The organism is Methylococcus geothermalis, from assembly GCF_012769535.1.
Classification (GTDB): Bacteria; Pseudomonadota; Gammaproteobacteria; order Methylococcales; family Methylococcaceae; genus Methylococcus; species Methylococcus geothermalis.
Genome location: NZ_CP046565.1, coordinates 2,646,365 through 2,667,457, shown reverse-complemented (window position 1 = coordinate 2,667,457; position 21,093 = coordinate 2,646,365). Strand labels below are relative to the sequence as shown.

Genomic DNA, 21,093 nt, shown 5'->3' with positions numbered 1-21,093 from the left:
TTAGAGGTCGTGGCCGGAATATGAACCGTTGACCGATTTGTTGCAGAGGGGGAAGTCCGGAACGATGTTGCCCAGGATCAGTTTTTCCAGGGCCGGCCAGTTGAAGACGCTGGGGTCGCGGGGGAAGAAGCGGGCGATGTGCCCAGTGCCGTCGAAACGGACGTAGCTGGCGATTTCGCCACGCCATCCCTCTACCAGCCCGAGCCCTTCGGCGTTTTCCGAAGCTGGGGCCCAAACGGCCCGCAGCGGTCCCGGCACGATCCGCCGCAGGCATTCTTCGAGGATTTCCAGCGAAGCGAGCAGTTCCCCGTAACGGACGTAAAGGCGGGCGGCGACATCGCCGTCGCCGCGGAGGACGGCTTTGACCGCCAGCCGATCGTAGGGAGCATGGGGCGCGCGTTCCCGCACGTCGTGTCCGATGCCGCAAGCCCGAGCCACATAGCCCAGACAGCCCAGTTCCCGGGCGACGCGGTCCGGCAGCACGCCCGCGCCGACCACGCGATCCTGGAAGATTGAGCCTTCGTCGAGTATCGGCTTGAGTTCGCCCAGCTCGTATCGCAAGCCCGCGATGGCGGCTGGCATCGCCGCGGCGGCCGCTTCCGACAGATCCGCGGCGACGCCTCCTGGCACGATCCGGTCCATCAGCAGGCGATGGCCGAACCAGCGCAGGTTGTCGCGCAGCCAGAGTTCTCGCAGGCGGCTGAACTGGTAATAACCGAAGGCGAAGGCGGTGTCGTTGCAGATCGCGCCGATGTCGTTGAGATGATTTCCGATGCGTTCTCGTTCGGCGAAAATGGTCCGCAGCCACAGGGCGCGCTCCGGCGGCTCGACGCCAGCGGCGCGTTCCATGGCCTGGCACGCGGCCCAGGCGTGGCCCACCGCGGTGTCGCCGGACACCCTCCCGGCCAGACGCGCCAAGCTCTCGGGGTCGCGGCCCTCGGCCAGTTTTTCGATCCCCTTGTGCACGTATCCCAGGCGTTCTTCCAGGTTCAGCACGGTTTCGCCTACGGCAAGGAACCTGAAATGTCCCGGTTCGATGATCCCGGCGTGGACCGGGCCGACCGGAATTTCGTTGACTTCGTCGCCATGGGCGGAGGCGAACGGGTAGTGCCGGTCCGGTGGCGTGAGTGGCAAGGGATGGCCGGCCAGGGGGGCGCCGGGCCGGAGCGGAAAGGCCCGTTCGTCCCAGGCCTGATGGCGGACCCAGCGCCGGCCATCGGGGTGGCCGGTGAAATGCAGTCCCAGCAGGTCCTGGGTGTGGCGTTCCGGGCGGGCGGCCCCGGGAAAGTGAGGCGCCTGCGACGGCAGCTCGTTCCGACCCGGCGGAAACGACGTTCGCAGCAGAAGATAGTCGCCGGATCTCTCCAGCAAGGCGTTGACGACCCAGCGTTCGCCCTGGGTGTCTCCCCAGCCTGCGGCCCAGCGGCAGCCTTGGGCCGCGGCGGTTTCCGCTGCAATGGCCCAGTCGTCGGGGCTGATGGGGCACAGCAGCGCGGGGCCGACGCAGCCGGCTTGGAATGCCTCCGGACGGAATCCCGGCGTGCCGAGGCTCTGCAACATTGTCGTCAGCCTTTCGGCGCCCACGAAATTTGCCTCGCCGGCAGCGGTTTTGTCGGCGCTCATAGCGGCGCGCTCCCTGCGATCAGTCGTGTGGCTTGGCTGAACCAGTCGGCCAGCACCCCAGGAATCGAGAGTCCCAGCCACAGGACGATCCCCAGATGAGCCATCACTGGCCATAGGTTGGCTTGCACCGGCGCTTGTCCCGCCGGTTGCGGTCCATACGCCATGGGGTGCAGATGGCGGAACAGCCCGGCGAAGGCGATGGCGATCCCCAGCAGCAGGAACGGCGTCAACCAGGGGAAATCCTGCATGGTGGCGGTGAGCACCAGAAATTCGCTGGTGAAGACGCCGAATGGCGGCATCCCCGCGATCGCCACCACGCCCAGCACCAGTCCCCAGCCGACCATGGGCTGGGTCCGCATCAGGCCGCGGATGTGCTCGATCCGCTGCGTGCGGGCGATCTGCGCGGCATGGCCCACGGTGACGAAGATGGCCGACTTGGTGAGCGAGTGCACGGTCATGTGCATCAAGGCCGCAAAGGTCGCCAGCGGGCCGCCTAGGCCAAAGGCGAAGGTCATGATGCCCATGTGTTCGATCGAGGAGTAGCTGAACAGCCGCTTCACGTCGCGCTGGCGGTGCAGGAAGAGCGCCGCCACCAGGAAGGACAGCAGGCCGAAGCCCATCATCAGTTCGCCGGCGAGCATGTTTTGCAGGGAGCCGTCGACCAGCATCTTGGAGCGGACTACCGCATACAGCGCATCATTGAGCAGCAGGCCGGAAAGAATGGCTGACATCGGCGTGGGGCCTTCGGAGTGGGCATCCGGCAGCCAGTTGTGCAGGGGCACCAAGCCGATTTTGGTGCCGTAGCCGACCAGCAGGAAGACGAAGGCGATGCTCATCACCGTGGGGTTGAGCTCGGCGGCGTGGGCATAGAGCACCGACCACTGCAGTCCGTGCTCGCCGATCCCTTCCACCTGGCCGGCGGCGAAATAGAGCAGCACGGTGCCGAACAGGGCCTGGGCGATGCCGACGCCGCACAGGATGAAGTATTTCCAGGCCGCTTCGATCGATTCCGGCGACCGGTACAGGCTGACCAGCAGCACCGTGGCCAGGGTCGCGCCTTCCATCGCCACCCACAGCAGCCCCAGGTTGTTGGTGGTCAGCACCAGGTACATGGTCAGCATGAAGCCCTGGTACATGGCGTGGTAGAGCCGCATGCGGGCGGCGTTCAGCCGGCCGTGGTCGCGCTCGTTGGCCATGTAAGGCGCCGAAAACATCGCCGTCGTGAACCCCACGAAGGCGGTCAGTACGATCAGGTAGACACTGAACGCGTCGACCCGGAATTGCAGGTCCGCCAGCTCGACGACGCCCTGGCGCAACACCTCGACCGCCAACACCAGCGAAGCCAGGAAAGCCAGGCCGCATAGGCGAGTGTTGAGCCGGCCGGCCTGTGGCACATCGCCGCGCCAAGCCTGATACAGCATCCCAGCGAACGGGATTCCCAGGATCCAGTAGACGGCGCTCACGGTTCCACCTCATTCAGCCGGTTCAGGCGATCCACATCCAGCGAATCGATGCTGGAACGTATGTGGAAGAAAAACACCCCGAAGATGACGGCGGCGACCAGCACGTCGAAGGCGATGCCCAGTTCGACCACCATCGGCATGCCCTGGGTCGAGGCCACGGCGGCGAAGAACAGGCCGTTTTCGATGGCCATGAAGCCGATGACGTGGGTGACGACCTGTCGCCGGGTGATCATCAGCAGCATGCCCAGCAGCACCACGGCCAGGCTGACCGCCATGGCGTTGCGGGTCGCCAGCGTGGACAGGTGCTCGATCGGGGCCACCACGTGATAGCTGAACATCACCAGCGCGGCGGCGCCCATCATGACATAGCCGTACAGATACAAGGGTTCCGCATCGCGGTGCATGTCCATGCGGATGATCAGCCGGTGGAGCATCACCGGTATCAGAATGACTTTCAGCGCCACGATGATGAGGGCGGAAATGTAGAGGTGCGGGTAGGGCAGGGTGTAGGCGGCAAGGGCGGTGGTCGCAGCCAGCAAGGCGCCCTGGGCGGCGAACAGATGGATCATGCCGAACAGGCGCTTCTGGCCCAGCATCAGGAATGACGTGAAGACCACCAATGCGGCGATGAACAGGATCGCCTGCTCGTAGATCGAATAAGCCGGAACGGGCATGACGCCTAGACCTCCAGGATGATATGGCTCAGCATGCCGAGCAGGCTGAGCAGATAGGCGAACCCCAGGAACTCCTGCACCCGGAACAGCCGCATCTTCGCCACCGAGGTTTCGGCCAGGGCGAGGACGACCGCCAGCACGCCGAGCTTGGCCGCGATGGCCGCGGCCCCGATGCCGAGCGCCTCGGGCGTGAATTCGCGGGCCAGGCCCCAGGGCAGGAAGATGTTGGCGATGAGCACGCCGTACAGCATCAGCCGGACTTGGCCCGCCCATTCGATCAGCGCCAGATGGCGGCCGCTGTATTCGAGGATCATGGCTTCGTGGATCATGGTCAACTCCAGATGGGTCGCCGGGTTGTCGATGGGGATACGGCCGGTCTCCGCCACCGCCACCAGCAGCAGTCCTCCCAGCGCGAACAGGAAGGAAGGCCGCAGCGCCAGGCCGGTGTCCAGCAGATAGTCGATGGCGACCGAAATGTTGGTGGTGGAGGCGGTCAGGGCCAGGGTGAAGATGGCCATGAGCATGGCCGGTTCCGCCAGCGAGGCGATGGTCATTTCCCGCGACGAGCCCATGCCGCCGAAGGCGGTGCCGACATCCATCCCGGCCAAGGCCAGGAAGAACCGGCCCAGGGCGAAGAAGCTCACCAGGACGATCATGTCGGCAATGGCCGCGGTGGGCAGGTCCACGGCGAAGAACGGCACGATGGCGGCGGACAGGGCCGCCGCGCCGAACACGACGTAGGGCGTGGCCGGGAACAGCCAGGAAGCCGTGTCGGCCACCACCGGGCGCTTGCCGAGCAGCTTGCGTAAATCTCGGTAGGGCTGCCACAACGGCGGCGGGCGGCGGTTCTGCAGCAGGCATTTGACCCACTTGAGCCAACCCGAAAACAGCGGCGCCAGCAGGATGAACAGCACGTCCTGGATCAGAGCGAGCAACCAGTCCATCAGCTTACGACCCCCAAGAGAATGATGAGCGTCACAAAGGAATAGGCGATATAGATGCGCATCTGGCCGGTCTGGATACGGGCCGTTTGGCGCGCAAGCTCCTCGACCACGCGGGCCATCGGCAGGTACAGCCAGCGCCAGGAGCGGTCGCCGATCTCCAGCCGGTAGCGCAGCGCGGTGATCTGCGGACGATCGGCGGGCGCCGTTTCGGGGGCGGAGGTTTCAACGGCATCCCAGACCGGCGCGAAGATGCGCCGGACCGGCTGGACGAAGGCGGCCGCGGTGTACTGCATCCGGGGACTCAGGCCGCCGAAGCCGCAATCCCAGGCCGGGGCCCGCCGGACGGCCGCGCCCCGGTCGCCGTGTTCGAGCCTGCGCAGGAACCACCAGGCCATCGCCATCGCCAGCAGCACCAGCGGCGCCGAATACGAGGCCGTGCTGACGCCCCCCGGCGTCAGCCACAGCCAGCCCCGGGCCGAGGCGCTGCTCAGCGTTTCGCCGAGCAATGGGCGGGTGACGGGCCGCAGGGCATCGAGCACCCAGGTCGGCAGCACCCCGAGCAGCAGGCACAGACCGGCCAGAAAGCCAGGCGCCCAAAGCATGCCGGAATGCGCCACCTCGCGGGCATGAGCGGCCTGCCGTTCACGCGGCTGGCCCAGAAACGCCACGCCGTAGAGCTTGACGAAACACGCCGCCGCCACCGCGGCGGTGAACGCCAGGATCGCCGCCGCCACCGAAACCATGCTGCGCAGGATGCCGTTGTCGATGACCGACGCCGCCTGCAAAGCGGCCTGAAAGGTCAGCCACTCCGAGACGAATCCGTTCAGCGGCGGCAGCCCCGCTATCGCAACCGAGCCCATCAGGAACAAGCCGGCGGTGACCGGCATGCGCTTGATCAGGCCACCCATGTGTTCCAGGTCGTGCTGATGGGTCTGGTGGACCACCGAGCCGGCGGTCAGGAACAGCAGGTTTTTGAACAAGGAATGGTTGAGCACGTGATAAAGCGCGGCGACCAGGCCGACCAGCCCAAGCTGCCCATGTCCCTTGCCGATGAAGACCATGGCAAGGCCCATGCCCATGAACACGATTCCCAGGTTCTCGATGGATGAGTAGGCGAGCAGCCGCTTTACGTCGCTCTGCACCACCGCGTACAGAATGCCGAGCACCGCCGAGCCGGTCCCGAGGCCCAGCACGATCGCGCCCCAGTACCATTGCACATCGCCCAGCAGGTCGAAAGCGAAACGCAGCAGGCCGTAGACCGCGATTTTCAGCATCACCCCGCTCATCAACCCGGAAATGTGAGCCGGCGCCGCGGGGTGTGCTTCCGGCAGCCAGGCGTGGAGCGGCACCAGCCCCGCCTTCATCCCGAATCCAGCCAAGGCCAGTAGGAAGGCCCCGGTTCCCCAGCTCGGAGTCACATGCGTGTCCCGCCAGACATCGAACGCAAAGCTATGGGAGACCGCAGCCAGTATGCCGAACGCCAGGATGATGGCGATGGCGCCGACCTCGCCCATCAGCAGGTAGAGGAAAGCGGCTCGTCGATGCGAGGCATGTTCATGCTGGTAGGCCACGAGGAAATAGCTCGAGACCGTCATCACCTCCCAGGCGATCACGAAAACGTAGGCGTCGTCCGCCAGTAGCACGCCTTCCATGCCGGCGACGAACAAGCCGGTGAAAAGCCCGAGTGCCCCGAAGGAATACTGGCCCGCGAACTGGCGGGCGTAGCCGGGACCGTAGACCCCCGCGGCAATGACGCCCAGGCCGAGCACCACGAAAAAAAAGGCCGACAAGGTATCGAACCGCACGTGCCACTGCAGCCATGGCAGGCCCCAAGGCAACTGGTCGGCAACCGCGGTACCGGCATGGAGCTGCAGGCCGCCTGCCGCAAGTGCCAGCACGCCGGACGCGGTCAGCAGCGCAAACACCCAACGCCGCCAGGCGTGGGGCAGGCGCTGGGGGTGACTCTCCGTCAGAGCCAGGCTTGCGGGAAACGGCGTGCGGATGAGCCCGGCGGCACGCCGGGTCTGGCGTGCCCACGCCGCCCGATGTTCCGCGAGCATGGCCAGCAGACCGGAAAACAGCGCGGCCAGCACGGAGGCGTAGGCCAGAAACAAAGTCATGGTGAGTTCTTGGGAAAGAGGATGGCGACGCCTTTGTGTGGCGAATTCTGTGCCAACGGACCGGCGACCCCTCAGCCTATGGCTATCACCGGATTCTCACGGCGTTTTCCGAACGCTGGGTGTCCGATCGGGGTTGCTATGAACCACAACGGCAGGGGCATTTGAACGGGAATCGGCCGGATAGCGCGTTGCAACGTCATTCCTTACCCGGCACACTGATGCGGTCTTCCATCGGATGGGGATGCCTTTATGGGACACGCACAAGCCGTTGCCGCACCGACGCCGTATGAGCGCCTGATGGCTCTGCCCGACAATTTGGTCGGCGAGATCGTCGACGGCGAGCTTGACACCCGGCCGCGGCCGGCCGGGCCGCATGCGCTGGCCGCCATCGGTCTTTCCCTTGAACTGGGCGGGGCTTTCGGAAAAGGCCGGGGCGGCCCCGGCGGCTGGTGGATTTTGCCGGAACCCGAACTACACTTCGTCCGCGACGTCGAAGTCGTCGTGCCCGACCTTGCCGGCTGGCGCCGTGAACGCATGCCCGCGGTGCCCGAGGATCACCGTTTCGAAGTGGTGCCCGACTGGGTCTGCGAAATCCTCTCGCCCAACACGGCGAAAAAGGACCGCGCCATCAAGCTGCCGCTGTACGCCCGCCGCGGCGTGGCCCATGCCTGGCTGGTCGATCCGCAGGCGCGCACCCTCGAAGGATTCGAGCTGCACGACGGTTCATGGCTGTTGCTCGGCACCTACAAGGACGACGACCCGATCTGTTTGGCGCCTTTCGATGCGGTGACTTTTTCTCTCGCGGAGCTGTGGACCTGAGATGCGTATTCCAAAGTGGGGGTTGCTTTCGATTTTTCCGTTTCAGGCACTGGCGCTCGTCGGTTGCGCGGCATCGAACGAAAAAATCGAGACCGTGGAAGAGTTGCTGGCCGCCGCGGGGTTTCAGATTTTCTACGCCCAATCGCCTCAACAACAGGCCCATCTGGATGCGATTCCCCAGCGCCAGTTGGTCTCCCACCGGGTCAAAGACACTCTGACCTATCTCTATGCCGACAACGAACACTGCGATTGTGTCTACGTCGGCGACCAGGCGGCCCAGGATCGTCTCCGCCAACTCGCGGCGGAAAAGAGGCAGGCGGACTGGCAGGTCGAAGCCTCCGAGCTCAGGCTCGACTGGACCATGAACCCGGCCGTGTGGGGTGGCATGTATCCCTGACGGCGTATTCGAGGTCGGCAGAAGATTCTTGCTGAATCAGAAAAAGCGGGTTCACTCCTTACGTTGACGTACCCGGATTGGCTGCTAAGCTCTGTTCAATGCCTGAACGAAGTTTTCCCCCACCGATGACGCCCGGCGAACAAGCCCAGCTTCGAATTCTCAAGATCCTTGCGGAATCCCCCAGCATCAGCCAGCGGCTGCTTTCCGAGCAGGTCGGGATCAGTTTGGGCAAGACCAACTACCTCCTAAAGGCACTGCTGGAGAAGGGGCTTGTCAAGGCTGGCAACTTCCGCCGCAGCGACAACAAGCTGGGCTACCTCTACTTGCTGACCCCCCAAGGTATCGAGCAGAAACTCAGCCTCACCCGCGCCTATCTGGCGCGCAAGGAGGCGGAATACGAGGCGCTGCGCGCCGAGATCGCCGCGCTGCACATCGAACTGTCGACTCCCGCGGAGTCGAACGCAACCGGTGAAAAACCCATTCAAACCCCGTGATCGATCCATGACCCGAAAAATCGCTCTCATCACCGGCGTCACCGGCCAGGACGGCGCCTACCTGGCCGAATTCCTGCTCAACAAGGGCTACGAAGTCCATGGCATCAAGCGCCGGACTTCGCTCTTCAACACCGATCGCATCGATCATCTCTACCAGGACCCGCATGTGAAGGACCGCCGCTTCATCCTGCATCATGGCGACCTGACCGATTCCACCAGCCTGGTTCGCATCATCCAGAAGGTCCAGCCGGACGAAATCTACAATCTGGCCGCCCAGTCCCACGTCGCGGTCAGCTTCGAGGAACCGGAATACACCGCCAATGCGGACGGCATCGGCGCCCTGCGCATCCTGGAAGCCATCCGCATCCTCGGCATGGAAAAGAAAACCCGCTATTACCAGGCATCCACGTCGGAGCTTTACGGTCTGGTGCAGGAAATTCCCCAGAAGGAAACCACGCCGTTCTACCCGCGCAGCCCGTATGCCGTCGCCAAGCTCTATGCCTACTGAATCACCGTCAATTACCGCGAAGCCTACGGCATCTACGCCTGCAACGGCATCCTGTTCAACCACGAAAGCCCGGTGCGGGGCGAGACCTTCGTCACCCGCAAGATTACCCGCGCCATCGCCCGCATCGCGCTGGGCCTTCAGGACTGCCTCTATCTCGGCAATCTGTCCGCCTTGCGCGACTGGGGCCACGCCCGCGACTACGTCGTGATGCAATGGCTGATGCTCCAGCAGGACCAGCCCGACGACTTCGTGATCGCGACCGGCGTCCAATACAGCGTCCGCCAGTTCGTCGACTTCGCTGCTGAAGAATTGGGGATTTCCCTGGCCTGGGAAGGCGAGGGCGAACACGAAACCGGCAGGGTGGCCGCGGTATCCAGCAAGGACGTCAAGGTGAAGGCCGGCGATGTCATCGTCCGGGTCGATCCCCGCTATTTCCGTCCCACCGAAGTCGAAACCCTGCTCGGCGATCCCACCAAGGCACGGGAGAAACTCGGCTGGACGCCACAGACCAGCCTGCGGGAACTGGTCAAGGAAATGGTCCAGAGCGACTACACCGCCGCCAAGCGCGATGCCCTCGTCAAGATGGCCGGCTTCACCGCCTACGACTACCACGAGTAAGCCGGAATGGAAGCCAGCCCCCGCATCTACGTCGCCGGCCACCGCGGCATGGTCGGCAGCGCCATCGTCCGGTTGCTGCAGCGGCGCGGCCACAGCGGTATCCTGACTCGCACCCGCTCCGAGCTGGACCTCACGGACCAGGCCGCCGTCCGCGCCTTTTTCCAGGCCGAAAAGCCCGATCAGGTTTACGTCGCCGCCGCCAAGGTCGGCGGCATCCACGCCAACAACACCTATCCGGCGGAATTCATCTACCAGAACCTGATGATCGAGGCCAACCTCATCCACGAGGCCTGGCGCGCCGGCGTGCAAAAGCTGCTGTTTCTGGGCTCCAGTTGCATCTACCCCAAGCTCGCGCCGCAGCCGATGGGCGAGGAGGCACTGCTCACCGGCACGCTCGAGCCGACTAACGAACCCTACGCCATTGCCAAGATCGCCGGCATCAAGCTCTGCGAATCCTACAACCGCCAGTACGGCACCGACTACCGCAGCGCCATGCCCACCAACCTCTACGGTCCCGGCGACAACTACCACCCGGAAAACAGCCACGTCATCCCCGCGCTCCTGCGGCGTTTCCACGAAGCCAAGGTAAGCGGGGCGCAAGACGTCGTGATCTGGGGCAGCGGCACTCCACGCCGCGAATTCCTGCACGTGGACGATCTCGCCGCCGCTTGCCTGCACGTGATGAACCTGCCCCGTTCGGTCTATGCCCAACACACCGCGCCCATGCGCAGCCACCTCAACGTCGGCTGCGGGCAGGACATCACCATTGCGGAACTGGCGGGGCTCATCGCCAAAGTCATGGGTTACACCGGGGAAATCGTCTTCGACCCGGGCAAACCCGACGGTACCCCGCGCAAACTGCTCGACACGGGCCGCATCATGGCCACCGGCTGGCAACCCCGGGTCACCTTGGAAGAGGGGCTAGCCAGCACCTACACGGATTTTCTGGAGCATCACCGATGAGTCAGACCGAACATCCCGACATCCGCTGGCAACAGCGTTTCGCCAATTACCGGCGGGCCTTGCAGCAATTGGCCGAGGCCGTCGCCCTGGCCAAAACACGCCCCCTGAGCCGGCTGGAACAACAAGGCCTCATCCAGGCGTTCGAATTCACCCAGGAGCTCGCCTGGCAAGTCATGAAGGATTACTTCGAATATCAGGGCAACCCAGGCATCACCGGCTCCCGGGACGCGATCCGTGCCGCCTTCCGCGCTGGGTTGCTCGAAGACGGCGAAGGTTGGATGGACACCATCCAAAGCCGAAACCGCTCCTCGCACACCTACGACGAAAACACGGCCAACGCCTTGGCCGCCTTGATCGTGGAGCGCTACCTGCCATTGTTCACGGCCTTTGAAGAGCGCATGCAGGGCCTGCAGCAACGAGGGGGGTGAACGCATGGAACGCTTTGGCCTGCCCGAGAAAACCATCGAGCGCATCCGCGCGGTGTTGGCGCAGTACCCGTCCATCGAGCGCGCCGTCATCTACGGATCGCGCGCCAAAGGTACCTACAAACCCGGATCGGACATCGATCTCGTTCTCTTCGGCCAAGGCTTGACCGAAACGGAATTGCTCGAACTCGGCAGCCGTCTCGATGATCTCTTGCTGCCCTATACCTTCGACATCAGCCGCTTCGAAACGCTCCAGAACCCGCAGTTGCTTGACCACATTCAACGCGTCGGGAAGGAGTTTTATTCGAGGGTTGAAGGTTATCGGTTATGAAGTGCGAGAAGCTGAGATTACAATTGGCAGAACGTGCCAATTGGCTCGCAGCAATTAACGTCACCCCCCGCAAACTGCTCGACACGGGCCGCATCATGGCTACCGGATGGCAACCCCGGGTGACATTGGAAGAGGGGCTGGCCAGCACCTATGCGGATTTTGTTGAGGGGGAGAGGGTGTCAGGAGTTAGGTGTTAGGTGGGTGGTGCGATGAGGCCAGAATTCCAGCAAAATTTCCCCTCTGCTTCCGAATTGGAAGCATAAATGGCGACGGCGGGACGTTTTTTTGAGGCTCCAGCGGCTAGCTTCTTCCTCTTCGGGCCGCGGGGAACCGGCAAGTCCACCTGGTTGCGCATGGCATTTCCTGGCGCCCTGAGTGTCGACCTCCTCGACCCGGCTGCTCAGCGGCTTTACCAGGCGCGCCCGGAAAGACTGCGCGAGCTGATCGCGGGGAACCCTCAAGCGCGGGAGGTGGTGATCGATGAAGTCCAGAAGGCGCCTGCCCTGTTGGACGTCGTCCATGAGCTCATCGAAGCTGATCGCCCGCGCCGCTTCATCCTCACGGGGTCCAGCGCGCGCAAGTTGCGGCGGGGCAGCGCCAACCTGCTGGCCGGACGCCTGGTGGAAACGAGCATGCACCCGTTCATGGCGGCAGAGCTGGGCGACAATTTCAACCTACACCGGGCTTTGGAAATCGGTCTCGTGCCTTTGATTTGGCACGCCCCCGACCCGACCGCGAGCCTGCGTGCCTACGCCTCCTTGTACCTGCGCGAGGAAGTGCAGGCCGAGGCCCTGGTGCGCGACATCGGCGCATTCGCTCGCTTCCTGGAGGCCATCAGTTTTTCCCATGGCACGTTGCTCAATCTCGCCGAAATCGCACGGGAATGTCAGGTGGGGCGTAAAACCGTAGAGGGTTATCTCGGCATTCTCGAAGATCTGCTGCTGGCATTCCGTGTCCCGGTCTTCACCCGGCGGGCGAAACGTCATCTCGTGGCCCACGACAAGTTTTATTACTTCGATGCCGGGGTATTTCGTTCCCTGCGCCCTGCCGGACCGTTGGATCGGGCTGAGGAGATCGAAGGCATGGCCCTGGAAGGGCTGGTGGCACAACACTTGCGAGCCTGGATCGGCTATCGGCGACGGGGTGAGCAGCTCTACTACTGGCGCACCAAATCGGGCAGCGAAGTCGATTTCGTCATTTACGGACCGGAAAGTTTCTACGCCATCGAGGTCAAGCGTGCCGTCCATATCCACAGCAAAGACCTGCGTGCCCTCAACGCCTTCCGCGAGGATTACCCAGAGGCCTCGGCCTGTCTGCTCTACATGGGCAAGGATCGCCTCAAGATCGGGGAAATTTCCTGCATTCCCATCGAGGCGTTTCTGAAGGGTTTGCGGCCGGAACAAGCCATTCTGGAACATGAGGTGCCATGAAGTGCGAGAAGCTTGAGGTTTGGAAAATCAGCGCGCGCCTGGCGGCGGAGGTTTATCGTCAAACGGCGGAGCTGAAGGACTATGGCTTCAAGGATAGAATCACCCGCGCGGCGCTATCCATCCCCAGCAACATCGCCGAGGGCATGGAAAAAGAACCCGGCAAGGACCAACTGCGCTTTCTCGACTCGCCCCCGGGCTCTGCCGCGGAATTCGCCACCCAAACCTGGATCGGCATGGAAATCGACTATATCCCCAAAGAAACCAGCGCCTCATGGGTAAAGACCGCCCAACAAATTACGGGCATGCTCACCAACCTGCGCAAGAACCTCAAGGCCAAACATGACTCCTAACACCTTAACCCCTAACACCTAAAGGGCGTGCCGCCCTGATCACCGGCATCATCGGCCAAGACGGCGCCTACCTGGCCGAATTCCTGCTCAACAAGGGCTACGAAGTCCATGGCATCAAGCGTCGGACTTCGCTCTTCAACACCGATCGCATCGATCATCTCTACCAGGACCCGCATGTGAAGGACCGCCGCTTCATCCTGCATCATGGCGACCTGACCGATTCCACCAGCCTGGTTCGCATCATCCAGAAGGTCCAGCCGGACGAAATCTACAATCTGGCCGCCCAGTCCCACGTCGCGGTCAGCTTCGAGGAACCGGAATACACCGCCAATGCGGACGGCATCGGCGCCCTGCGCATCCTGGAAGCCATCCGCATCCTCGGCATGGAAAAGAAAACCCGCTATTACCAGGCATCCACGTCGGAGCTTTACGGTCTGGTGCAGGAAATTCCCCAGAAGGAAACCACGCCGTTCTACCCGCGCAGCCCGTATGCCGTCGCCAAGCTCTATGCCTACTGGATCACGGTCAATTACCGCGAAGCCTACGGCATCTACGCCTGCAACGGCATCCTGTTCAACCACGAAAGCCCGGTGCGGGGCGAGACCTTCGTCACCCGCAAGATTACCCGCGCCATCGCCCGCATCGCTGGGCCTTCAGGACTGCCTGTACCTTGGCAACCTCGATGCCAAACGCGATTGGGGGGCACGCCAAAGACTACGTCGAGATGCAGTGGCTCATGCTGCAGCAGGCTGAGCCTGAAGACTTCGTCATCGCCACCGGCGAGCAATACAGCGTGCGCGATTTCGTCAACGCTGCCGCGCGCGAGCTGGGTATGGAAATCCGCTGGGAAGGGCAGGGCGTGGATGAAAAAGGCTATAGCTTTCTCCCCTCTCCCCTGGTGGGAGAGGGTCGGGGAGAGGGGGGGGAATGGTCCAGAGCGACTACACCGCCGCCAAGCGCGATGCCCTCGTCAAGATGGCCGGCTTCACCGCCTACGACTACCACGAGTAAGCCGGAATGGAAGCCAGCCCCCGCATCTACGTCGCCGGCCACCGCGGCATGGTCGGCAGCGCCATCGTCCGGTTGCTGCAGCGGCGCGGCCACAGCGGTATCCTGACTCGCACCCGCTCCGAGCTGGACCTCACGGACCAGGCCGCCGTCCGCGCCTTTTTCCGGGCCGAAAAGCCCGATCAGGTTTACGTCGCCGCCGCCAAGGTCGGCGGCATCCACGCCAACAACACCTATCCGGCGGAATTCATCCACCAGAACCTGATGATCGAGGCCAACCTCATCCACGAGGCCTGGCGCGCCGGCGTGCAAAAGCTGCTGTTTCTGGGCTCCAGTTGCATCTACCCCAAGCTCGCGCCGCAGCCGATGGGCGAGGAGGCACTGCTCACCGGCACGCTCGAACCGACCAACGAGCCCTACGCCATCGCCAAGATCGCCGGCATCAAGCTGTGCGAAAGCTACAACCGGCAGTATGGCAGTAGCCACGGCATCGACTACCGCAGCGTCATGCCCACCAATCTCTACGGCCCCGGCGACAACTACCACCCGGAAAACAGCCACGTCATCCCCGCGCTCCTGCGGCGTTTCCACGAAGCCAAGGTAAGCGGGGCGCAAGACGTCGTGATCTGGGGCAGCGGCAGCCCGCGGCGGGAATTCCTTCATGTGGACGACCTGGCCGAGGCGTGCCTCCACATCATGAGTCTCGACAAGGCAACCTACGATGCTTCGACGGAGCCCATGCAAAGCCACCTCAACGTCGGCACCGGCGAGGACATCACCATCCGGGAGCTGGCCGAACTCATCCGGCAAATCACCGGCTTTGCGGGAGGCATCCGGTTCGATGCCACTCGGCCCGACGGGACGCCGCGCAAGCTGTTGAATGTTGAACGACTGGCCGCCTGCGGATGGCGGGCCCGGATTCCCTTGCGCGAAGGCCTCGAACAAACCTACAAGGCATTCCTGGCCGAGTCAGTGGGGGCATGACGGGCCGGCATGGTTGGCCGTAGCCTGGAATAACCAGAACAAATACATGACCTTACTTCCGGAAGCTTCAAGCCATGCGTCTTAGCCGGACGGAAATCAGCGCCATCAAGCAAACCGCGCAAGAGGTGTTCGGTGCCGACGTGGAGGTCGTTCTTTTCGGCAGCCGTACTGATGACCATAAAAGAGGCGGGGATATCGATTGGTATATCAAGGCTGGCCAGAATCAGGACCTGACCCACAAAATCAAGTTCCTGGTCCGGCTGGAGCAGAGGATCGGCGAGCAAAAAGTCGATGTGGTTTTCAGCGAGGATGCAAGCAGACCCAGCGAGCGGCAGGCCAAGGCGACCGGTATCCGCTATGAGAGGGATCAGGCTGGAAAAGCTTTTCAGTGACGGCGTGCTGGCCCCGCCGGAAGACAGCGACGCTCCCTGGGTCTTCGTCGAAATCCAGTTCCGGCCCGATGACACTCTGTACCGTCGGCTGCACATCCTGATCGCAGAAGACTCCCAGGCTGCGATTCAGAGGGCGCGCCGTCTCACTCGCCCCGAATATCGGGCACAATTGCCCGAGGCCGTAGATTGGCCAGAACTGCTGGATTTCGTCGAACTCGCCGCAAACCCCATGGGAACGGCTCGGCCGCGACCCATCACGGTCGCAATCCAACCCCGAAAACCCACCCACATCCCCCCGAAAAATTTTTTCCAAAGACCCCTTGCCATCCCGTTTCGGCCGGCTAGACTTGATGTTCAAGTGTTGAACACGCGGCAAGGCGCCATGCTTTCGACGATTCCAACCAACAGACCTCCGTCTCGGCCAAAGACGCATCCGGCCGCTGAGCGAGTTCACCCGTTCGTGCAAAACGTACCCTCCTGGTTCGGCCGACCGCGGTATCACCCTACCATCCAAGCTTTTCCCTTTCCGCCCTTCTTTTTCGCGCCCGCCAGCTCAGCTACTAAATGAATCTTGACAACGTCCGCTCGACGTAAATGAAACTTCCCCCTTTAGGAGAAAGGTCGATGAGGGGGAATACATGACGGTATTTTGATGCGCCAAAAAAATGAAAAGGTTGGAATATGATGGCAATTGGAAAATTTCAGTCAACTAACGTCGTGTTTCATCATGCCACCGTCACCCGCGCCCGGCGTGAGCGGATGAATGGCCACAAAGCGGCAGTGCTCTGGTTCACGGGTTTATCCGGCGCAGGCAAGTCCACCCTTGCTCATGCTGTGGAAGAAACCCTGCACCAACTCGGCTGCCGTACCTACGTGTTGGACGGCGATAATGTTCGCCACGGTCTGTGCGGCGACCTCGGCTTCTCCGTCGCCGATCGCCATGAAAACATCCGGCGTATCGGCGAAGTCGCAAAGCTGTTCACCGATGCCGGGAACATCGTCCTGACTGCGTTCATCTCTCCTCATCGCGCTGACCGAGATTGGGTGCGCAGCCTCCACGGCGAAGGCTTCATTGAAATCCATTGCCGTTGCCCTATCGAAGTTTGCGAATCGCGCGATGTCAAAGGCCTTTACAAAAAAGCCCGCGCCGGCGAGATCAAGGACTTCACTGGCATCTCCTCACCGTATGAAGAGCCAGATAAGCCTGAGGTAGTCATTGAGACCAGCGATATGTCTTTGGATGACAGCGTGGATGCAGTATTGGCATGCCTTCGTAACAGGAAGATTATTGATCCAGTTCACAATGTAATTGAAAGTAATGTCATATGCACGCCATCTCCCTTTGGGAGGGGGCTGGGGTGATGGCGAATATATCACTCTAATTTGCATGGTATTGGTAACCATTGGAGTAAGGTTTTGAATATAAGTGATAAGACTGGAGAGACAAAAAAGAAATGTTCGCTGGAAATTTGAAGGCGACCAATAGGGCGCGGGCGAGAACAGCAACACTGCACTCTGGAAGCCTCCACTTGCGTGAAGTGCTCCGCGGCGCGTCGATCTCCTTTCTGCTGCGTTGTATCGGCACGCTATTGGGGTTTACGGTAAGCGTGGCCATTGCCCGCCTTTTGGGCGCTGAAGGATCCGGGATTTACTATCTGGCGCTGTCCGCCTCGACCATCGCGGCTACTCTGGGTCAATTCGGTTTTGAAAATACGGTGGTTCGCTTCGTCGCCGCCCGCGCCGAGGTGGAAAAATGGGGGGATGTCAGTTTCGTCTATCGGACGGCGGTTAAGGTAGTCGCTCTCGCTTCCCTGTTGGCCGCCTTGCTTCTTTTAGTAGGTGCCCCGTGGTTTGCTGAGCATCTCTTTGGCAAACCAGATATCGAACGCTCCTTGATCTGTGCGTCTTTTGCCGTCGTGCCGTTTGCGCTTACCTCCATCCAGTCACAGGCTCTGCGCGGACTCAAGGAGATGGTAGCGTTCCAATCGCTCCAGAGCGTAATGGTTCCCCTAGGGACCCTGCTGCTGCTGTATCCCGCGATCAGGCGGTCGCAAGCCGAAGGTGCGATCGCGGCTTACGTTACGGCAACGTTTGTTACGGCAATTCTCGCTGGCCTGGCTTGGCGACGTGCTTTCCGAATACGCGCGCCCCGAAGTCTTACAATTCATAGCGCGCTGCATCCTCGTATCCTGTTTCAATCCAGTGGACCGTTGTTCGGCGTGACCCTGACCGCTCTGGTCATGCAGCACGCCCCCACCCTGTTCCTCGGCATCTGGGGCAGTGTCGATGACATCGGGGTGTTCAACGTGGCGAACCGGGTGGCGAATCTCCTGTTGTTTCCGCTGTTCGCAATGATCAGTACCCTGGCGCCCAAATTCGCGGTGTTGCACCAGTCCGGAAAGACTCAGGAACTCGCGCACCTGGTGCGGCATAGCTCAATGATCCTCGGCATTTTCGCGGTATGCGCGAGCACCGCGTTGTACCTGGGCGCAGAGGAGGTCATGAAACTCTTCGGCCAGGACTTTACGGGCGGAATCTGGCCGCTCCGCATCTTGCTGTGTGGCGTACTGGTGAACGTCGCGACGGGTGCCGTGGGCGAGTTGCTGATTATGACAGGACATGAGCGGTGGACGAGGAATCTCCACGTGTGTGGGGCCGCTCTCATCGTGGCGCTCTGCCTCGCGCTACTGCCGCGATTCGGCGCAATTGGTGCGGCCTTCTCGGTTGGTGCGGGTTATGCGGCGTTGAACCTGGCGATGGTGGCGGTAGTGCGAATCCGCCTCGGCTTTTGGCCCTTGGGAGTCCGGCCATGAGGCGGGCTTTGTGGCGCTTCTTTCAAGCTTGGCAGCAACGCAAAGTTTCACCGCGCCTGCAGAATAAGAAATCTATACGGGTGTCACCATGGGCGATGATACGGTAATCGAGTTGGGTGCCGTGGTCACGAAATATGTCTCACCTTGCCCGATCATGGCGGGTAATCCTGCTCGAGTATTGCGGCACCGATTCAGACCCAGGATCGTCGAGCTGCTGCTGCAAGTCGGTTGGTGGGATTGGCCAAGCGAACAAATTCTTGATGACGTACCGTTATTGATGAGTGATTAGGTGGAGCTTTTTCTTCAGCAAGCAGGAGTCGATCCAGGTGTGGGCAAAACCAGCGAAAGTTGATTGGAAAAATTTATATTATAAGATGCCACGTCCGGAGATACAGCACCACATTCCGCCGGGTCCGCATCGGGTGCTTGATGTTGGCTGCGGTGAAGGTATCTTCGGGGAAAGCATCAAACAGCTCGGCAAAGCCGAGGAAGTAGTAGGTATTGAACTTGATCAGTATGCCGCCGAAGCTGCAAGGAGCCGACTGGACAGGGTGATTTGCGGTGATCTCGAAACGTTTGACTGGGACGGATTGGGACTTGCCAAGGGGGCGTTCGACTACGTCGTCTGCGGTGATGTCTTGGAACACCTTAAAGACCCTTGGGATGCGCTGCGGCGACTGTCCACCCTGCTGAAGGAAAATGGCCGGCTGATCGCATCGATCCCCAACGTTCGCCACTGGAGCGTGACTCTGCCGTTGCTCTTCCTAGGGGCATGGAACTACGCCCCACGAGGCATTTTAGACCGTACCCACCTGCGGTTTTTCACTCGAAGGACTGCATGCCGCATGTTCATGGAGGCAGGGCTTCAGATCGAGCGTTGCGATGGATTACGTTTTTCAAAAAAAGACCGAGTAATCCACCTCCTCCTGCTTGGATTAGGGCCGGAATGGTCGAGTCCCCAATGGCTGTTGATTGGTTATCCGGAAACGCAGAGTGTTCAAAAATGAGTCCCCGGATCAAAGCTGCTTTGCTCAGCCTAAAAAATTACTGCGACGGTCTTTTGCTTTTTCTTCTCACCTGGGTCGGATATGTGCCTTCCCATATGTTCCGCAAGATGGTATATCGTCTTTGTGGGGTGCGTATGGGCAAGGGGACCAGCTTCCACTGGCGTGCGCGATTTTTTGCGCCGTGGAACCTCGAGATTGGCCACAATACCATCATTGGCAATGATGCCTTTATCGACGCGCGAAACGGCGTCACTATCGGCAACAATGTATCCCTTTCCATGGGGGTATGGATCTGGACGATGGAGCACGATCCGCAAGACCCGTGGTACGGGGCCAAAGGCGGGCCGGTTGTGATTGAAGATTATGCCTGGATCAGTTGCCGGGTGGTCATCTTGCCCGGGGTTACGATTGGGAAAGGCGCGGTCGTGGCGGCAGGGGCTGTGGTAACCAAGGATGTGCCACCTTATAAGATCGTGGGTGGTGTACCCGCTCGGGTGATTGGCGAGCGGACTCGGGATTTGCGATATACCTTGAAGTTTCATAAGCCGTTTCAATGAGAACAGAACAAAATAGTTATTTGTATAAGTTGCAAAAGACCGCGTTGTTTAATTTTTGGTATTTTCTATTTACCATTTGCTGTAGCCACTAGGTTGCCCGTCCTATTATATCAACGCGTACTTGTCAGGAATCATCGGGTACCTGGCAAATAGGTTTTCGAGATATCTTTGGAAAGGAAGAAGCGGATGATCAAGATAGTAGATTGTTTCCTCGCGGTTTTCACGATCCCGGCAGCCTTTTTACTCAAGTTAATTCGTAGGCTTGGGATCAAGCGTTTTCCGTGGTGCCGCAAGGTGCTATTTACCATAGGCGTGTTGCCAATCACCAACCACTACTATGAACCCTTTCCGGAAACGGAAGTCCTCGGAAACCGTTATGACGGAAAAGACCGGCTTTCGGGAATCGATTGGAACGTGGACGAACAGCTCGCGTTACTTCAGGAATTCCGTTACGTCGACGAATTACTCGCGATTCCTCGGTATTCGGGGGACCCTTTGCAGTTTTACATCGAGAATCCTGCCTTTGGCTCTGGAGATGCGGAATACTTATACAGCATTATCCGACACAAGAAGCCCCGGATGATGGTGGAAATTGGGGCTGGTCACTCGACGCTCATCGCGCGCATGGCTATGAACAAAAACCGGGACGACGATCCGACATATAGCTGCCGACACATCTGTATCGAACCCTACGAAAAGCCTTGGCTTGAAAAAACGGGCGCAACCATCCTACGCAAAAGGGTCGAAGATGTGGATCCATCTCTTTTTCAGGATCTCGGAGGCGATGACCTATTATTCATTGACTCGTCTCATGTGATTCGATCCGGCGGCGATGTTCTGCATGAGTATCTGCGAATCATGCCGGTCCTGCCTCCGGGCGTGATTGTTCATGTACACGATATATTTACCCCCAATGATTACCCCAGGTCATGGATATTTGAAGATATGCGCCTTTGGAATGAACAATATTTGCTGGAGGCCTTTCTTATTGGAAACAATGACTGGAAGATTATTGGAGCATTAAATTTTCTAAAGCATAGTTACTATGCCGAATTAAAGAATGCTTGTCCATTTTTGAATCCAGAACGTGAGCCTGGGTCTTTTTACATACAAAAGGGCAGATGATCGTCGGGGGCAGTAAAAAAGTTGGCTATGCGATATGATTTATTAGTA

The 21,093-nt window shown here is 60.8% G+C and carries 21 protein-coding genes and 4 pseudogenes; 20 read left to right on the top strand and 5 right to left on the bottom strand.

From position 1 onward, the window contains the following. From GNH96_RS12355 to hyfB, 5 genes are read right to left on the bottom strand one after another with little or no spacing between them, the layout of a single operon-like run. Window positions 1-1,623: a hydrogenase large subunit gene (locus tag GNH96_RS12355; RefSeq protein WP_169603956.1), complete on the bottom strand. Its 1,623-nt coding sequence runs from the start codon at window positions 1,621-1,623 to the stop codon at window positions 1-3. Further along, on the bottom strand, window positions 1,620-3,086 hold the full coding sequence (locus GNH96_RS12350; protein ID WP_169603955.1) for a hydrogenase 4 subunit F: 1,467 nt from the start codon (window positions 3,084-3,086) through the stop codon (window positions 1,620-1,622). Before GNH96_RS12350 ends, GNH96_RS12355 begins: the two co-directional genes overlap by 4 nt. Further along, on the bottom strand, window positions 3,083-3,760 hold the full coding sequence (locus tag GNH96_RS12345) for a formate hydrogenlyase (protein ID WP_169603954.1): 678 nt from the start codon (window positions 3,758-3,760) through the stop codon (window positions 3,083-3,085). Before GNH96_RS12345 ends, GNH96_RS12350 begins: the two co-directional genes overlap by 4 nt. 5 nt (window positions 3,761-3,765) lie before the next feature. After that, on the bottom strand, window positions 3,766-4,704 hold the full coding sequence (locus tag GNH96_RS12340) for a respiratory chain complex I subunit 1 family protein (RefSeq protein ID WP_169603953.1): 939 nt from the start codon (window positions 4,702-4,704) through the stop codon (window positions 3,766-3,768). Next, complete coding sequence (gene hyfB / locus GNH96_RS12335) at window positions 4,704-6,824, bottom strand: hydrogenase 4 subunit B (protein ID WP_169603952.1); 2,121 nt, start codon at window positions 6,822-6,824, stop codon at window positions 4,704-4,706. The genes GNH96_RS12340 and hyfB overlap by 1 nt, the downstream gene beginning before the upstream one ends. A gap of 249 nt (window positions 6,825-7,073) precedes the next feature. Between hyfB and GNH96_RS12330 the strand changes: the two genes are divergently transcribed. From GNH96_RS12330 to GNH96_RS12240, 20 genes and pseudogenes are all read left to right on the top strand, one after another. Beyond that, window positions 7,074-7,643 (top strand): Uma2 family endonuclease, encoded by a 570-nt coding sequence (locus tag GNH96_RS12330; RefSeq protein WP_169603951.1) that lies wholly within the window; start codon window positions 7,074-7,076, stop codon window positions 7,641-7,643. A gap of 1 nt (window position 7,644) precedes the next feature. Continuing rightward, on the top strand, window positions 7,645-8,040 hold the full coding sequence (locus tag GNH96_RS12325; RefSeq protein ID WP_169603950.1) for a hypothetical protein: 396 nt from the start codon (window positions 7,645-7,647) through the stop codon (window positions 8,038-8,040). Between the two features lie 125 nt (window positions 8,041-8,165). Next, the gene (locus GNH96_RS12320; RefSeq protein ID WP_169603949.1) at window positions 8,166-8,534 is read left to right on the top strand and encodes a MarR family EPS-associated transcriptional regulator; all 369 of its coding nucleotides are present in this window, start codon (window positions 8,166-8,168) and stop codon (window positions 8,532-8,534) included. 7 nt (window positions 8,535-8,541) lie between these two features. Then, window positions 8,542-9,660, top strand: a pseudogene (gene gmd / locus GNH96_RS12315) (GDP-mannose 4,6-dehydratase). A 6-nt stretch (window positions 9,661-9,666) separates the two neighbouring features. Beyond that, window positions 9,667-10,623, top strand: a complete 957-nt coding sequence (gene fcl, locus GNH96_RS12310) for a GDP-L-fucose synthase (RefSeq protein WP_169603948.1) — start codon at window positions 9,667-9,669, stop codon at window positions 10,621-10,623. Further along, a complete protein-coding gene (locus tag GNH96_RS12305) occupies window positions 10,620-11,051 on the top strand; it encodes a nucleotidyltransferase substrate binding protein (protein WP_169603947.1) in 432 nt (143 codons plus the stop codon). The genes fcl (GNH96_RS12310) and GNH96_RS12305 overlap by 4 nt, the downstream gene beginning before the upstream one ends. A 4-nt stretch (window positions 11,052-11,055) precedes the next feature. Further along, complete coding sequence (locus GNH96_RS12300) at window positions 11,056-11,379, top strand: nucleotidyltransferase domain-containing protein (protein ID WP_169603946.1); 324 nt, start codon at window positions 11,056-11,058, stop codon at window positions 11,377-11,379. A 353-nt stretch (window positions 11,380-11,732) separates the two neighbouring features. Beyond that, window positions 11,733-12,809 (top strand): ATP-binding protein, encoded by a 1,077-nt coding sequence (locus tag GNH96_RS12295; protein ID WP_267313372.1) that lies wholly within the window; start codon window positions 11,733-11,735, stop codon window positions 12,807-12,809. Beyond that, the gene (locus GNH96_RS12290; RefSeq protein WP_169603944.1) at window positions 12,806-13,159 is read left to right on the top strand and encodes a four helix bundle protein; all 354 of its coding nucleotides are present in this window, start codon (window positions 12,806-12,808) and stop codon (window positions 13,157-13,159) included. Before GNH96_RS12295 ends, GNH96_RS12290 begins: the two co-directional genes overlap by 4 nt. 35 nt (window positions 13,160-13,194) lie before the next feature. Beyond that, window positions 13,195-14,033, top strand: a pseudogene (gmd, locus tag GNH96_RS12285) (GDP-mannose 4,6-dehydratase); the annotation flags it as partial. Between the two features lie 143 nt (window positions 14,034-14,176). Next, window positions 14,177-15,151, top strand: coding sequence for a GDP-L-fucose synthase (gene fcl, locus GNH96_RS12280; protein ID WP_169603943.1), 975 nt, complete (start codon window positions 14,177-14,179; stop codon window positions 15,149-15,151). A 74-nt stretch (window positions 15,152-15,225) separates the two neighbouring features. Continuing rightward, window positions 15,226-15,543: a nucleotidyltransferase domain-containing protein gene (locus GNH96_RS12275; protein WP_169603942.1), complete on the top strand. Its 318-nt coding sequence runs from the start codon at window positions 15,226-15,228 to the stop codon at window positions 15,541-15,543. Beyond that, window positions 15,443-16,111 carry a DUF2887 domain-containing protein gene (locus tag GNH96_RS16380; RefSeq protein ID WP_407658827.1) on the top strand — a complete coding sequence of 223 codons (669 nt, stop codon included), beginning with the start codon at window positions 15,443-15,445 and terminating at the stop codon, window positions 16,109-16,111. The genes GNH96_RS12275 and GNH96_RS16380 overlap by 101 nt, the downstream gene beginning before the upstream one ends. Before the next feature lie 113 nt (window positions 16,112-16,224). Beyond that, on the top strand, window positions 16,225-16,905 hold the full coding sequence (cysC, locus tag GNH96_RS12265) for an adenylyl-sulfate kinase (RefSeq protein WP_169603940.1): 681 nt from the start codon (window positions 16,225-16,227) through the stop codon (window positions 16,903-16,905). A 176-nt stretch (window positions 16,906-17,081) separates the two neighbouring features. Then, the gene (locus tag GNH96_RS12260) at window positions 17,082-18,356 is read left to right on the top strand and encodes a flippase (RefSeq protein ID WP_228720093.1); all 1,275 of its coding nucleotides are present in this window, start codon (window positions 17,082-17,084) and stop codon (window positions 18,354-18,356) included. Between the two features lie 88 nt (window positions 18,357-18,444). Beyond that, window positions 18,445-18,645 (top strand): LbetaH domain-containing protein, encoded by a 201-nt coding sequence (locus GNH96_RS12255; protein ID WP_169603938.1) that lies wholly within the window; start codon window positions 18,445-18,447, stop codon window positions 18,643-18,645. Between the two features lie 37 nt (window positions 18,646-18,682). Continuing rightward, complete coding sequence (locus GNH96_RS12250; RefSeq protein ID WP_223163423.1) at window positions 18,683-19,363, top strand: class I SAM-dependent methyltransferase; 681 nt, start codon at window positions 18,683-18,685, stop codon at window positions 19,361-19,363. Beyond that, window positions 19,303-19,617, top strand: a pseudogene (locus tag GNH96_RS16375) (hypothetical protein); the annotation flags it as partial. The gene GNH96_RS12250 and the pseudogene GNH96_RS16375, both read left to right, overlap by 61 nt. Before the next feature lie 129 nt (window positions 19,618-19,746). Next, a pseudogene (locus GNH96_RS16370) lies at window positions 19,747-19,920 on the top strand (hypothetical protein); the annotation flags it as partial. A 186-nt stretch (window positions 19,921-20,106) separates the two neighbouring features. Further along, a complete protein-coding gene (locus GNH96_RS12240) occupies window positions 20,107-21,045 on the top strand; it encodes a class I SAM-dependent methyltransferase (protein WP_169603937.1) in 939 nt (312 codons plus the stop codon). Window positions 21,046-21,093 lie beyond the last annotated feature (48 nt).